At 43.1% G+C, this 14,822-nt stretch carries 13 protein-coding genes and 1 pseudogene; 8 read left to right on the forward strand and 6 right to left on the reverse strand.

Annotated elements, in window-relative coordinates; genetic code table 11:
- The first annotated feature begins 131 nt into the window (after nucleotides 1–131).
- On the forward strand, nucleotides 132–1,088 hold the full coding sequence (locus L4B77_RS00130) for a DUF2860 domain-containing protein (RefSeq protein WP_429748068.1): 957 nt from the start codon (nucleotides 132–134) through the stop codon (nucleotides 1,086–1,088).
- 58 nt (nucleotides 1,089–1,146) lie between these two features.
- On the opposite strand, the pseudogene L4B77_RS00135 reads toward L4B77_RS00130, so the two are convergent.
- Nucleotides 1,147–2,067: pseudogene (locus L4B77_RS00135) on the reverse strand (YifB family Mg chelatase-like AAA ATPase); the annotation flags it as partial.
- Between the two features lie 457 nt (nucleotides 2,068–2,524).
- Here L4B77_RS00135 and L4B77_RS00140 point away from each other — a divergent pair.
- A complete protein-coding gene (locus L4B77_RS00140) occupies nucleotides 2,525–3,250 on the forward strand; it encodes a hypothetical protein (RefSeq protein ID WP_429748069.1) in 726 nt (241 codons plus the stop codon).
- 25 nt (nucleotides 3,251–3,275) lie between these two features.
- Nucleotides 3,276–4,049 (forward strand): hypothetical protein, encoded by a 774-nt coding sequence (locus L4B77_RS00145; protein WP_429748070.1) that lies wholly within the window; start codon nucleotides 3,276–3,278, stop codon nucleotides 4,047–4,049.
- Nucleotides 4,050–4,349: 300 nt separating this feature from the next.
- Here the strand turns inward: L4B77_RS00145 and L4B77_RS00150 are convergent, their stop codons facing one another.
- The 4 genes from L4B77_RS00150 to L4B77_RS00165 form a co-directional block, all read right to left on the reverse strand.
- Entirely contained in the window at nucleotides 4,350–5,882 is a 1,533-nt protein-coding gene (locus L4B77_RS00150; protein WP_429748071.1) for an IS66-like element ISVa12 family transposase, read from the reverse strand.
- 59 nt (nucleotides 5,883–5,941) lie between these two features.
- A complete protein-coding gene (gene tnpB, locus L4B77_RS00155; protein WP_429748072.1) occupies nucleotides 5,942–6,295 on the reverse strand; it encodes an IS66 family insertion sequence element accessory protein TnpB in 354 nt (117 codons plus the stop codon).
- Complete coding sequence (tnpA, locus tag L4B77_RS00160; protein WP_171981492.1) at nucleotides 6,292–6,612, reverse strand: IS66 family insertion sequence element accessory protein TnpA; 321 nt, start codon at nucleotides 6,610–6,612, stop codon at nucleotides 6,292–6,294. The genes tnpB and tnpA overlap by 4 nt, the downstream gene beginning before the upstream one ends.
- Before the next feature lie 472 nt (nucleotides 6,613–7,084).
- Nucleotides 7,085–8,407, reverse strand: coding sequence for an MATE family efflux transporter (locus tag L4B77_RS00165; RefSeq protein ID WP_429748086.1), 1,323 nt, complete (start codon nucleotides 8,405–8,407; stop codon nucleotides 7,085–7,087).
- Between the two features lie 553 nt (nucleotides 8,408–8,960).
- Here L4B77_RS00165 and L4B77_RS00170 point away from each other — a divergent pair.
- Nucleotides 8,961–9,347, forward strand: a complete 387-nt coding sequence (locus L4B77_RS00170) for a hypothetical protein (protein ID WP_261839751.1) — start codon at nucleotides 8,961–8,963, stop codon at nucleotides 9,345–9,347.
- A 159-nt stretch (nucleotides 9,348–9,506) separates the two neighbouring features.
- On the opposite strand, the gene L4B77_RS00175 is transcribed toward L4B77_RS00170, so the two are convergent.
- Nucleotides 9,507–10,430, reverse strand: coding sequence for a LysR family transcriptional regulator (locus tag L4B77_RS00175; RefSeq protein WP_429748073.1), 924 nt, complete (start codon nucleotides 10,428–10,430; stop codon nucleotides 9,507–9,509).
- 235 nt (nucleotides 10,431–10,665) lie between these two features.
- Between L4B77_RS00175 and L4B77_RS00180 the strand changes: the two genes are divergently transcribed.
- The 4 genes from L4B77_RS00180 (at nucleotide 10,666) to L4B77_RS00195 (ending at nucleotide 14,703) form a co-directional block, all read left to right on the forward strand.
- On the forward strand, nucleotides 10,666–11,433 hold the full coding sequence (locus tag L4B77_RS00180) for a glycine betaine ABC transporter substrate-binding protein (protein ID WP_429748087.1): 768 nt from the start codon (nucleotides 10,666–10,668) through the stop codon (nucleotides 11,431–11,433).
- 155 nt (nucleotides 11,434–11,588) lie between these two features.
- The gene (locus tag L4B77_RS00185) at nucleotides 11,589–12,614 is read left to right on the forward strand and encodes a zinc-binding alcohol dehydrogenase family protein (RefSeq protein ID WP_261839753.1); all 1,026 of its coding nucleotides are present in this window, start codon (nucleotides 11,589–11,591) and stop codon (nucleotides 12,612–12,614) included.
- A 350-nt stretch (nucleotides 12,615–12,964) separates the two neighbouring features.
- Nucleotides 12,965–13,858 (forward strand): DMT family transporter, encoded by an 894-nt coding sequence (locus tag L4B77_RS00190; RefSeq protein ID WP_429748074.1) that lies wholly within the window; start codon nucleotides 12,965–12,967, stop codon nucleotides 13,856–13,858.
- Nucleotides 13,859–14,280: 422 nt separating this feature from the next.
- Nucleotides 14,281–14,703 (forward strand): VOC family protein, encoded by a 423-nt coding sequence (locus L4B77_RS00195; RefSeq protein ID WP_372039607.1) that lies wholly within the window; start codon nucleotides 14,281–14,283, stop codon nucleotides 14,701–14,703.
- The last annotated feature ends 119 nt before the right edge of the window (nucleotides 14,704–14,822 follow it).

Genomic DNA, 14,822 nt, shown 5'->3' on the forward strand with positions numbered 1-14,822 from the left:
TCTTAATTAAGGAAGCTTCGGCTTCCTTTTTATTGATTCAAAAATCAGAATAAAGAAAAACCAACAAGGGAACAGATCGCTTCACTCTCATTAATCGCCATTCTAAGAATCGGTGGGCAAGGAGCCCTAAAATGAAAATAAAAATTACACTGCTCGCAATCAGCACGGCGGCTTCACCAGCCTTTGCTAAACTTGCGGACGAACAAGGTTTTAGTGGTGAAATATCTATCAATACTGGGGTAACCTCTTCCACCTCAAATTTTAATCCCAACGCTGATAGCACCCTCTTATCCAATACACAAAAAGCCTCTTCAGAGAGAACATTTATTGTCGCACCTTTAGGCACAGTGGCTTACACCTTCGGTGAGAAACTAAACCATCAGGTCTATACAGGGACTGCTCGTGACGACGTGGCAACCGGTACTGTCGTGCTAGAGGTTGGCTATAAATATCAACGAGAGTCAGGCATGATCATCGACGCTTCCGTTCTGCCAACCATCATGTCAGGAGAAACTTGGGCCGATCCATACAATACGGCATCACCTCGCACGAAAACCGATGAAACGGGTAATGCCTTTCGTTTGAAGCTCAGTAGTATTGCGGGCTCCGCTTTCTCGTTAGACATGGCCTATGCGACCAAAGATGTCGACAAGGATAATATTCAAGAGCAAGAGCTCAAACGAGATGCAAATACTCTCTATTTGAAAGGTCAATACCGCCTGCCACTAAGTCGTACCATGATGCTTATCCCATCGATCATCTACCAAACAAGAGCTGCCGACGGTAAAGCTGAGTCTTACGACCAATTAGGTGGTGAGGTAAGCTTGTTTGGTGGCATGGGTCGTCATCAGTACGCATTGACGGCAGGATACAACCAACGATATTACGATGCCCGCAACCCAATTTATGATAAGAAACGCAACGACGACAACATCAACCTATTCGCCGCCTATGAGTATGACCAATTCATGAACTGGGAAAACTGGTCGTTTGTCTCTCTTGCCGGTTACGGCACCAGCGAATCAAATATAACCTTCTACGATGAATCACAATACCTCGTTTCAGTCGGCCTGAACTACAAGTTCTGATCACGAGCAGCATCTCGCTCACAACAGTAAAAGCCTGCATAATGCAGGCTTCTTTCCACTACACAGCCTGAGCCGTAAGTTGCTTCAATAATCTATCCATCGCTCGGTAGCCAAGCGCTTCCGATAAGTGTTTTTTTTCAATCTGTTGATTGCCATCAAGGTCAGCAATCGTCCGAGCAACTTTAATAATTCGATGATAAGCACGAATCGACAATCCCAGTCGATGCAGTGCCGTTTCTAGGAACTCAGCATCTTCGCGTTTTAATGGACAATACTTTTCAATTTCTCGACTACCAAGCAATGCATTCGACTTATGGTTTCGAGACAACATCAACTCACGAGCCTGCTTTACCCTCTGTTGAACCTCATGGGTGGTTTCTCCACGATCACCGCCCTCAGCTAGCATCCCTTTGGGTAATAAGGGGATCTCCAAAGACATATCAAAACGGTCAAGCAATGGGCCTGACAACCGATTGAGGTAACGTAAAATGATCTGTGGATTAGCTCGCGCCTGATTCCCTTCGTAGTATCCCGTAGGGCTCGGGTTCAGTGCCCCTATTAACTGAAAGCGAGCTGGAAAACGCGTCTTACCTGCCGCACGTGAAATAATGATCTCACCAGATTCCAAAGGTTCTCGCAGTGAATCAAGCACCTTACGTTCAAACTCGGGCATCTCATCAAGAAACAGCAGACCATTGTGTGCCAAAGAGATCTCTCCAGGGCGAGGGATTGACCCTCCCCCCACTAATGCCGCCATCGAACTCGAATGATGAGGAGCTCGAAAAGGTCTTTGTTTCCAGTTGTATTGATTGATCTCTTGTTGTGTTAACGAAGCAACGGAGGCCGTTTCCATTGCCTCTTCGTTGCTCATCTCAGGCAATAAATCACGCAATCGTGAAGCTAACATCGTCTTGCCAGTTCCGGGTGGGCCGAGAAAGAGTAAATTATGGTTACCGGCCGCCGCTATTTCTACTCTCCTAGCGTCACCTGCTTTTTTACTAAAAGTATTACAAACGTTGTCAGATAAAGCCTACAAAGAGATAACACAAAAAAGTGTTACTTATGCATACTTTATCTGTACTGATTTGAGGTTTTATAGGAAATCGTTACCTAAACCGAGGGATTTGAACGACCACCTCAGAAAAACCTATTGAGTATCACACATTATATGGATCACACAATCCAGACAGGTTGCTCTATGTTGGTTGTGCCCCAAAATGGCTTAGAGCTTTTACTCATTCATAAGCTGTTAATGTAAGTTTGGTCTACTAAAAGTTATCCGAATTCAGAACATCCAGAAATTAAACTTCCCTGAGTAGTTTAATCTCACAATATAGCTACTAACCTATTGATTAGAAATTGAAGTGATAAATGAAAGACGGCATCATGTAAAGATAAAAAGCGGCTTTTAGCCGCATTACGTTTCTAGGGGTATTATGGAGCTACAAGAATTTATTGATGTTTTAAGTAATATGCAGTTCAAACAAACTTTAGATTGGTATGTATATTTAATCCTAGCAGTTGTTACTGGGCTCAGTGGTTTCTTTGCTTCATATATCAAAGAAAAAGGTAAAAATTTCGCTACAAAAGAAGACTTTAATACTCTTCAAGAGCAACTAGGTAAAAATACAGTTGTAGTTGAAAGCATCAAAGCTGAATTAGACGAAAAAACGTGGGTAAGTCAACAAATATGGGTCAAAAAACAGGAAGCATATGAAGCAATATTTGAGCTGTTGTTTAATGTTAAGCGATATGTTGATCATCAAGTGATTGCCTTTGAAGAATGGGAGTTTATAAACAAATACCACCCATATTTCCAAAACTATGATAAAGAGCATGAAGCACACTTCAAGGAGATGTGGGAAAAAGACAAAAAAGAGTACGAGGACTGGGCTAAAGAACCAGAGGGTCAAGGCGTTGCTCGAGAGCTTAAGGGTAAGTATGACCATGCGATGCTTGAACTTTTAAAAGTAGTAGAGCTTAAAGCCATTTACATAAGTTCTGATGTAGGCAATGAAATAGACAATTTACGCCGAGAATTACAACAAACCCATGACTATGAGGGGTGGGATGAGCATTTCTCACGCTTAGCCAGTGAAATGGAAAGTACGATAGTTCGATTACGCGACTTAAGTCGAGCGGAGCTAAAGATTCTAACATAACAAGGTGTTAGGCATAGGGTTATATATGAACGAAGATAATCAGTATATATGCCCACCAGGTACTGACTACAGTATTGTAGCCACTCCTGATGGCAATGATAGGGCTATGGAAGTAGCACTAATGAAGGAACATCGATTTGCATTTTACTACTGGTTTAAATGGCATAAAATTAAAGCCTTTGGAACCCCACCTGCTTTGATATCAATTGACTGGCATCAAGACCTGTGTGCTCCTTGTGAAAGTGAGAAAAATGAGTTAATTGGTGTTGACCTAAATAGCTTTTTTAGTGTTGCACGCTTTAGTTGGGATGGGCTCAACAGCTTAAATGACGGGCACATTCTTGCTGCTGCATATTTAAACTTAATTGGTAACGTTTATGTTTTGTGTAAGCAGGAAATTCATGAACCTACCTCAGTGTTTTTGGATGCGTATGGTAATGAACATACGATATGTTGCTTTGAACACAAAAAAGATTTGATAGCGGCACTTAACAATAGTGCTGAAGACGCTATATATTTAGATATTGACCTAGACTACTTTACCGAATGCTCAGATCCGTGTGGGGGTGGAGAGAATTTGACAGTGATGTCCCAGCATGATATCGAAAATGTTATCGACCCAAGATCCGATCTTATGTGTTGGTGCTTTGAACGAATGCAAGGCTTGACTATAGCCACAGAGCCGACATTTTGTGGAGGGCTCAGAAACTCAAATTCTATCTTTAACACTATTGATTCAAAGTTATTTTCTCTTCCTCTATTAGGCTCAAAGGTAGAATGGTCACACTTAAGTACCTAACAGTATTTAAGGTTTCAAGATATTTTTATTAATCTCACTTCGTCGAGCTAAAGCTGAGCTTCTAGCTCGTCTTTGATCAGGACAGTTACAGTGTGCACAAGTTAAAGTCGGTACTTTCAAACACGAAAGTGCCCCTTTTCTTTTTAGAGTAAAACACAGCCTGAGTTCTTTTAAATCAACTTTGCCCTAACTGTACTAATGCAACGAAACATCATCACGATGATTAGGGTCCCATTTTTAACCCTTGATAATTGCAAGGCGGTCAGTATGCGCCCCATAATCCCACGGGGCGTTTTAATTTCAGTGTGAGACGTTCCAAGGCAGAAGAGAGTTAATATCAGGCTCTGGCTTTACCAGTTCTTTCATACATTTGACCATGTAATCGTAGAGTATCAGTCCGTTCGCTTTCGCCGTCTCGATGATGCTATACAGCAAAGCACTCGCATCAGCACCAAGCGGATTCGTCGAGAATAACCAATTTTTTCTGCCAATGACCAGCGATTTGATTGCGCGCTCTGCTCGGTTGTTGTCGATAGATAAATGCCCATCTTCAACATAGCGTATCAGCTTAGGCCACTGACCCAAGGTGTACTTGATGGCTTTACCAAGAGGACTCGATTCGATGACTTTCTGCGTGGTTAACCAGTCATAGATGTCATCCAACATCGGTTTAGCCTGCGCTTGTCTTTCTGCCCAACGCTCTTCGACCGAAGCCAGTTTTAATCGAGATTCAAGTGCGTACAACTTTTGGATTTTGGCTAACGCCACATCCGCTTTACCTGTTTTACCTTTGCCCTGAAGCTTCTTCGCTTCCATGAACTTACGACGTGCATGAGCGAAGCAACCGACATTGGTGACGTTGGTTAATCCATCATAAGCCGCGTAACCATCACTTTGCAGATAGCCTGAGTAATCACCCAAGAAGTTCACGGGGCACACTCTCGCGCGACTGTTTTGATAGTCGAACAAGACGATATTTTTCATGTCAGGGAGTTTAGCTTCAGGGGAGTCGGCTCCCGAGCCGTACAACCACATATAACATTGCTTATCTTCCTTAAGCACATTGAGCGGCGTTTCATCGGCCTGAACCACCACTTGTTCGAGTAAGTGAGTCTTCAGTGCCTGATAAAGCGGTTTGAACTTTTCACTYACTTGGATAACCCACCTTGCCATGGTGGTTCTCGATAGCTCGATACCTGACTGGGAAAACAAGCTTTCCTGACGATACAGCGGAAGCGCATACTGATATTTGCCTAAAATAATGTTGGCAAGCAGACTTTCGGTAGCGAAGCTTTTGGGGATGATACTTATCGGTGCGGGTTGTTGGTGAATGTGGCTTTTTTCAGCCTCTTGTTCACACTGACGACAGGCGTATTTCGGGCGAACATATTCCAACACTTTTAGGACGGCGGGCGTAAACTCAAGCTTTTCACTGCGGTCTTCGCCGATTTTATGCAAAATGTGTTGGCAGCATGAGCACTGCTTGTCGTGCTCATCTAGGTCAAGTACGAGTGTTTCACGTGGCAAGTCTTTAGGAAGCGGTTGACGTTTACCACGACGTTTGATTGTCGTCGTTGTGGTGGTGATAACCYCATCTTCCGATTTCGCCGCTTCACATTCCGCCTCATTAAAGAGGTCACCCTGTGCTTCGTTATACGGCTTTAACGCTTCCGAGCGTTTGGCGAATTGACGGTCAAGGGCCAGTTTAAACTGCTCAATTAAGGATTGGCGCTCTTGTTGCCACTCTTTTTTCTCCGACATCAACGCTTTCACCATAGCTTGAAGCTCGGCGATGTCTTGGCTTTCTGGGTTAATATCGGGCGTCTTTTTCATGGCATTGATTATACTAAAAACACCACGTCAAGGCTTGGTATAACTCACTTTTATCGGGTTCAACTCATTGTAAAGTTGTCTATTTTTATCGGTTTATGGCCGATTATCGTGAAGCCAGATAACAGTCTATCTAAGTCAAATTGAGTCAGGATGTAGACCTGCTTTTTCTCTTGAGTGGGCCATTTGAATTTGGYTTTTTCGAGCCGTTTGTACCACAGGGCAAAGCCCGTTTTATCCCAGTACAACACTTTGACTTTGTCGCGTTGTTTATTGGTAAACAGGAATAGCGCACCCGTGCCGAGCGGCAAATCGGTTTCGGACTCGATAATCGCCGCCAGTCCGTTGATGGACTTTCTGAAATCGACGCTTTCACGATAGAGATAGATTTCGGGAGCACTGAGCATACGTTTCATGACAGTGCCCCGATTAGTTCGGCTAAGTAACGGACGGGAGTGCCTTGTGGTACGCTGAGTTCAACGTTATTTATCGATAAGGTCATATTGGCGACGGGTGTTTGAGCCATCTGGTAGCGAGTCGTTTTTTCGATAACTTCTGCTTTAACAAAGCCACTGATATTGGCTGACTCCGTAGTTTGTAACTGCTGGCGCTTGGCATAAAAAGTAGAAAGACTTAACCCATTACGCTCACAGAAGACCCGTTGTGATAGATGACTGGATTGGTATTGCTCGAACAAGGTTTGCCATTCTTTGTTGGTGCGCCGTTTTGCCATTTCAAATCTCCTTGTAGTTGGAGATTTGATCTTATGGCGGACTGAGGATGATTAGAATGTGGGGTTTATGACGCGCTTACCGTTTTTTTGTTTTATATGTTGGTTAAATCATCACGAACGATACTTTCTTCGTCTCGTAGATCTTTGAGTCAACGAGGCTAGAGTGGGCTTTTTCACTTCTCATAAATGACAATGAACTTAGCTTCTAAGGTCGTGCTCTTCTGATGGCTCCTCCATACCGGAGATAATGCATCATTTACTAAATTAGAAAAAGCTTCTGTCCAAACGTGTGTCATAAAACTCGAAATGCCCCTTTCCATGCCCGTGATGCTCAATATCATGAATCACTTACAGGTGGTTTGACCTACTTTTTCTTATCTGTGTATTGTCTAGATAACCGGGGTCTTACCAAGTTGGAAACAGTGTTGTCGAAGCAGTAACGAGCAGAGAACGTTAACGCTTACTAACGCAATCAGTCATACATGAGCTCTTTGGCTTTTTTACTATCAAACTCTCGCAAGAACTTACGCGCTTGATAACGCATTGGCACTATTTTCAAGGCCTGCTCAAACACAACTACCGCATAGACCCAGAAGATTGATGCATTTAGAACGAGCACAACAAAGGCACACAGCGGTAAGGCAATAAGCCAACGAGTAATAAAGTTGATATTGAAGACAGCTGTTGTCTTACCCAACGCTCGAAGTACCTGACCATGCACTGTTGTATAGCCTTGTATTAAAGGCATCAAGATGTACAAAGGGGCGATCACCGCTAGTGCTTGATAAGTGATTGGTGAATGACCTGGGTAGATTTTGTCTATTACCAAGCTCAGGATAAAAGAGGCAAAGGCAATAATCCCAGATACCGCAATAGTGACCTTAATGCTCAAACGCACATCAGAGTCCAAAGTCTCTAGATTGTTTGAACCGATAGCCTGAGAAATCGTAATTGCCGAAGATACCGCCCACGCCAAAACAAACTGCGACAACGCCGAAAGCCAAGGCGTTATCATAACGATGGCCGCATACGCTTCTGTGGGCAGCTGCGTATACAAGAGGTTATAGGCAGCAAGACCCATCGCCAACACCATCATGTTGGCTGCAATCGGGAAGGTTTCTTTAAAGTGCAGCCTAACATTACGTGTAACACCGTCGCTAGCCTGCTTAAACGGAAGTTTAGAGGGCTTTTGGTATCGCAAGCACACCAATAAAAATAGCATTCTCAGCCCTAGTGCAATCACAGAACCTAAGGCTGCGCCCGAGATCCCAATACCCGCAAAATCCCCTAATCCGTAGATCAGATAATAAGAAACCACAGCATTGACTGGCATGGTGAGCAAATAGCTGAGTAACGGCAGTTTGGTCTTGCCCATAGCATTGAACAGGGCAATGGACACCTGAGAGATGCCGGTCAGTAGTAAGGCATATTTGATCGTAGACAGATACGCATCGATGTCCGCGTACAAATGAGTATTGTGACTGATCAGCTTGATCAGCGGCCATTTGAATACCGTTACTAAGGCAAAGAACAACATGGCAACCGACAGATTGATGATCATGCCAGAGAGGAAGGATTTTGATAACAAGCTCTCTTTACCAGAGCCAAAGGCGCGAGATAATACGTTCTGCGAACCATTCGCTAATGCATTTTGAACCCCTAGCATCAATGCAACGATCGTACTCGCAATCCCCATTGCCGCCAGAGAGCCTTCTCCCAATGGCGAAATAAGCAGAGTATCAATCATCAGCATTCCCTGCATTAACAAGGCATTGATCGCAATCGGCCAAGCCATCTTGATGTTTTTCATAATGTAGGTGCTGTTCTTAAACACGGAATGCCTTTTTATAGGTTGCAGGGTGCGGGAGTAATAGGTTCTGTCGTAAATCTAGTTCGAGGTGTGGTAGACCAACACTACAGATACAATTATACAGCGAGTGCCTATAATCGTTCAAAGGTAGTTTGCCCTTCAATACATATCAGCTTTTGTTCAACATCGTCCACACTTATTGTCACCTAACGTTATCAGTAATTGTGCCGTAGATTCATATCCAACCGTTTTTTGTTCGATTAATTCAGGAGCAAGGGGACTTAAAAGTACCAGAGTTAGAGGTGATACCTTTAGAACAAATTGGTGAGAAGTTGTTGGAAATGCGCCAACAACGAACACTGGGTAAAATTGTTGCTAGTGTCATTGAATAAAAACACCTCGAAGTAGAGGGGGGGAGTGAAGCGGGTCACTATTGCTCGTTTTTTTGTGTATGTTTGCCTGCGATGTTGATTGAGATAGTATTTTGCTACAAAACGCGCATAATCTTGCTATACAACATTTAAAGAAGAAATGACCTATGACTAGCTTTCAATATTACTTTCACCAACTGCCTTGTTTCGACTGTAAAAAAACGACAGTCAGTACCGATCTTGGTTGGTTAACGCCTGCGATGAAAGACGAGGCTATCGCACAAATAACAGCAGTGCTTGCTGAAGGTGAGGTTACCCCTGATCTTTCTGCAAACATAGTCTGTACGAAAGAGGAAGCTCGTGAGTATTTACTGCTGAACTTCTTTGGCTATTCAGAAGAAGAGTTAGCAAGCGAAATTGAAGCCGATGATGAGAAAGAAGTCGCGGATGAAATTGCAGAGCTACTGGAAGAAGGTAAAGAGACTATCGTCTTCGAACATGAAATTGCTCTTCAGTGCTGTGCAGATTGTGATGTTGAAGTCGAGTCAAACTAAGTATTCATGTTAAATAGACCGGTTCATTAACACAGTGTGATGTCCCATCTCTTTAAAGCGTTAGCGGATTAATCTTCGCTAACGCTTTTTTGTTTTTGGATTCTAAATTCCAGCATTTAAGAAAAATGAGTGTATTAAAAGGAACATCAGCCTAAGTTTTTAGTTATCTATTATGCTTTGAGCACTCAGTTGATAAAGGATCTCTGCGGTTTTCTCTCGGAACAGATCTCTCAATAAACGAACAGTAGGCGTGATGGATTGACGACTTGGACACACTAACCACAGCTCGGTAGGTGTTGGCTCAAATTCAGGCATAACTTTAACCACTTCACCAGAAAGCAGATGACGTGACATGTCTAAACAAGATTTTATTGCCACTCCTTTACCTGCGATACACCAGCGTCTGACAAGGTCAGCGTCGTTCGAAGCGCGATTTCCTTTTAGTTTCACTTTATGATCTTGAGTACCATCGTTAAACACCCACTCGTCTTGCAGCATGTCCTGGAGTTGATAAAGCAGACCATTGTGCAGTGCTAAGTCACTCGGGTGGTTTAGGGTACCGAATTCAGCCAGGTACTCAGGGGCAGCGCACAGTATTCTCGGCACATCACATATCTTGAAACCATACATGTTGGCCTCATTGGGCGAGCCGTAACGCAGCGCCATATCAACAGAGTCTCGATAAAAATCGATATTGCTATCACTGATACTGGTGCGGAGTGATGCGTTAGGGTAGTCAAGCAAGAATTCATCAAGCCAAGGTGTGATTAAGTTTCGTCCTAGATCCGATGAGAGTGCAATGCGGATTTCACCATCAACAATACCCAACTCCTCTCGTATATTGAGTTTGGCTTGGTCTAACACTTTTAATGCTTTTTCACATTCAGGTAGATAACGTTCGCCGGCTGGAGAGAGCCTTAGGTGACGAGTGGTTCTTACAAACAGTTCAGAGCCTAACGCGGCCTCAACACGTTTTACTGCGGCGCTCGCAGTGGCTGATCGCATATCGAGGTTAGTGGCCGCTGCGGTGATACTGCGAAACTCCGCAACCTTTAAAATGACCTGTAAGTCTTCAAGAAGCATATTATCTACCTATGTTTGATCATGTTCTAAATCGTGTAGTGAAATACCGCTTAATCACAGAGCGCGTTACCTTATTTTACCCCTTTTAAGCCAACCTAGATCTATCATTATCAAAAATAATTTGAAAATAATTCAATTATTAGGCTGTTTTTCTTCCGTTTATTGCGATGTATTATCGGTTCCAAGATAACAAGGTGGACAAAAACGGGATAACAACGTGGCTAAGAAAATCACAATCGGTGTAACAGATTTGTCGTTCCACCGTACGACGGCATCATTGGTAACCAATATGTTGGAAGCGATGGGGTTCGAGGTTGAGCGCATTTTCTCGCCTCATCAGGATAACTTTGAAAAATTAAAATCAGGTCAAGTGGATATGCTTTCTTCTGCTTGGCTTCCATCAAGTCATGGTATTTACAAAGCTGACGTTGAGGAAGTTGAGCCGTTGGTAGAACTTGGACTTCATTATGAACCTTATGCGCTGTGGGGGGTACCTAACTATGTGCCCCAAGAAGCGATTTCTGAAGTGGCCGATCTTTTAAAACCTGAAGTTGTAGCGAAAATGAATGCTCAAATTCAGGGGATCAATCCCGGTGCAGGTATTACACGATTCTCTATCGAGATGATGAAAGAGTATGGACTGAGTGACGCCGGTTATGAATTTTTCACGGGTACTGAAGATGATTGTTTTCGTGCTTTTGAAGATGCAGTCGCCAAGCAAGAGTGGGTTGTAGTGCCACTTTGGAAACCTCAGTTTTTACACTATCGCTATGATATCAGGGAAATCAAGGATCCAAAGGGTTTGCTTGGCATCGTGGATAGAGCGGTCCTTCTTTTAAGAGAGGACAAGAAAACATTGTTCACAGAAGAGCAACTCCAGACGCTGGACTCACTTCGATTCTCGAACGACATTATTGCTGAGCTAGACTACAAAGTTTGCCGTGAAGGTAAGCCACAAGATGAAGTAACGCGCAATTGGTTGATCGAGAAAGGCTTACTTTAACCGTGATGTCATGGGCTATATGACCCACTTTTGTGTCACCAGAACGCGACAGCATCATTCACAAATTATTAATTGCTAACGATTAAAATATTGGGGCGTGTATCTAGAGTGAGAAATCTCTGAGATTCACGTTTCGAATTTATGGAGAAAAAACCATGTCACTACCATCAAAAATGAAAGCTATCGGCTTTACTCAGTCATTTGCTATTACTGAACAAGAGAGTTTGTTTGAGTTTGAAACCCATCTACCAGAACTTAAAGAGCAGGATCTACTTGTTAAAGTAAGTGCGACTTCTATTAACCCGGCGGACGCAAAAATTCGTATTCGTAATGCCAAAGACAAAACGCTTGAACAGCCAAAAGTACTGGGTTACGACGCTGTGGGTGAAGTGGTCGGTAAGGGTAGCGATGTTGAAGGCTTTGAAGTGGGTGACCGTGTGTACTATGCGGGCGATGTAACACGTATGGGTGCAAATGCAGAATACCAAGCAGTCGACTATCGTATCACAGCTAAAGCGCCTAAGAGCCTTTCTGATGAAGCGGCGGCTGTTATGCCACTGGCAACACTTACGGCTTGGGAAGCGTTGTTTGACCGTCTCCGTATTCGCCCAGAAGAGAAAAAGTCGATATTAATTATCGGTGGTGCTGGTGGCGTGGGTTCGGTTGCCATTCAATTAGCAAAACAATTGACCAATCTTAAAGTGATTGCGACCGCTTCAAGACCCGAAACTGAACAATGGGTGAAAGATATGGGAGCTGACCATGTTGTCAATCACCGTCGTTTGGTTGAGTCTGTGCGAGAGCAAGGCATTCAGCATGTTGATTACATCTTCAATGTCGCGGATACCAAAGGGCATTGGGACGCGATGGTAGAGTTGATCGCACCACAAGGTATGATTAGCTCAATTGTTGAGTTCGACGACGGTATCAATTTATCTGCATTACAAGGTAAATCGGTAGGCTTTATTTGGGAACTGATGTTCACGCGTTCATTGTTTAATACTGAAGATATCCAGAAGCAGCAACATATTCTTTTCCAAGCCGCTAATTTGATCGATTCGGGTCGTATTCAATCGACACTGACTTCAACGTTGCATGGTTTTAGTGCTGAAACATTGAAAGAAGCGCATCAACGTATAGAAAGTAGTGCATCAATTGGTAAGACAGCCATCAAATATTGATGGTTATAAATATTGATAGTTATTAGATTGAATCGTTGACGATTTGAAGCAAATAAGCCCCTGAAATCAATCGTAAGTCGAAAGATATCAGGGGCTTTTGTTTGTATTCCGATTCAATAAGACGTGTCCCTGTATTGCGATCACTGATTTGAACTAGAGGCTTCCATGCTTAAAGGGTTGGGGGTGACAAGGCGTTAATCAGAATTAATTCCCGAGATAGCTGAACCGTTGTTTGAAGTGAAATTGTTCGAAAACAATCGGTATCTGGCCACTTTGTTGTTACTTATTTTTTATTCTCATGTATGATGTGCGGCCATAATTGTATGACAAATGTATAGTTCTGTTCCCGCATGAATAAAGCCACTAACCACGCCATTTTTCTTTTGGTCTTCGCAAATCTACTTGCGTCTTTTTCCGATGTCTCATTAAAAGTATTGAATGGTGAAGTTCCGACATTCCAGTATGTGTTTATCCGTCAACTAATGAGCGTGATATTACTGCTCCCTTTTTGGTTGAAACTCCCCAAAGAAACACGCATGCAAGGTGGTTGTCGCATTAACTTTTTACGAGCCCAATTTATCTTAGTGGGAAGCGGTTGCGCGATGATTGCTATCACACATCTGACGTTAGCGACGGCCAATGCGATGTTCTATGTTGGGCCAATACTCATGCTTCCATTATCGATCGTGTTGTTGAAGGAAAGACCGACATCCTCAAAAGTGATAGCGACACTGATTGGTTTCGTGGGGGTATTAATTGTGTTACGTCCGGAGCAATTTCATTGGGCAGCCATCGCTGGCTTGGGCAGTGCACTCGCGATGGGCGTCGGAAATATTTTGATTAAACGACTAAACGCAGAGCAACACATTATCTCGACTCTGTTTTGGACAAGCATTATGACTTTACCACTTGCGTTGATATTTGCCCTTCCAACATGGTCAGTGATTGAATGGCGTCATGTTGGGTGGATCATGGCAATCAACCTGTTTGTTCTTGGGTATCATGCACTCGTGGTCGTGGCATATAAAAAAGCACCGGCCAACCAAATTGCGCTCGCAGAGTATTCAGGGTTGGTGTTTGTGACGTTATTTGGCGTGATATGGTTTGACGAAATTCCAGATATTCTGACGTTGATTGGGATCAGTCTCATCGTTATTCCGATGATGCCAATCAAATGGCACAAGTGTTTTAGTTTGAGAGGGCGAGTGGCTCTTGATGCTGAGTTGAATCAGCCGAAGCCATAATACTTGGCCTTTAACCACAGCATAGTGTGACTAAACGATAAATACATAGCCGAAAAGCGAGTCCAAGTGGCTCGTTTTTTTGTCTTTGAGTTTGACTAAAAATCCGTTTACCCACCTTAAATGACCTCGATATTTATTAGACTTTTTTCAACAAGGCTTATCGTTAAAGCATGATCAAGTTGGTTCTATTGATATTTAGTGTTGTTGGATCTTTGCTTAAAGGTTGCCTCTTAATAAGTGAGTTATCCAGGAAGTCACATTGGGGCTCGTCGTCTAAACTTAAGCTTGTATGCCGTTAAAGTAGACCCATTTGGGCGAGAAAAATGTTCTCCAAATCAATATAAATTATTGCTTTATTTCAACTTAATTTGAGAAAGTCGGATACGCAACATTGTTTACGAGAATACTTTAGGGAGAGAAGAATGATCCAACTTGAACATGTAAATTTAGTGGTAAAAGACATTCCTGAAATGTTGGTTTTCTATAAAGCGGCATTTCCTCATTGGTATGTCCGTGATGAGGGAAAAGGAGAGTGGTCAGGTAAACCACGTCACTGGTTGCATTTTGGTGACGATTACCAGTATATCGCACTGAGTGATCATGGTGAGGGTGATAATAGAGATTTGGCCGGGCACTCTGTTGGCCTCGCGCATTTCGCTTATGTGACCAATAATATTGAAAACGTGACTAAGCGGCTTGTTGATGCAGGCTTCCCCATTGCCAAACCTGGCGCCGAAGAACCTTATCGAAAAAACGTCTACTTTGTGGATCCCGCTGGCTTTGAAATCGAGTTTGTTGAGTATCTGAGTGATGATCCCAAATTACGTAACACCACGAGTGAGTGACGTAATATGGCAAGTTAGCGGCAATAATTTCAAAGACGGGTATGCCATTGCTGCGGATGTATTGCGTACAAGCTCAGCTCGTATCAGTGTGAATCCAAAAGTGAAGAAAATCATGATTT

Source organism: Vibrio minamisatsumaniensis, assembly GCF_050337445.1.
GTDB lineage: Bacteria > Pseudomonadota > Gammaproteobacteria > Enterobacterales > Vibrionaceae > Vibrio > Vibrio artabrorum.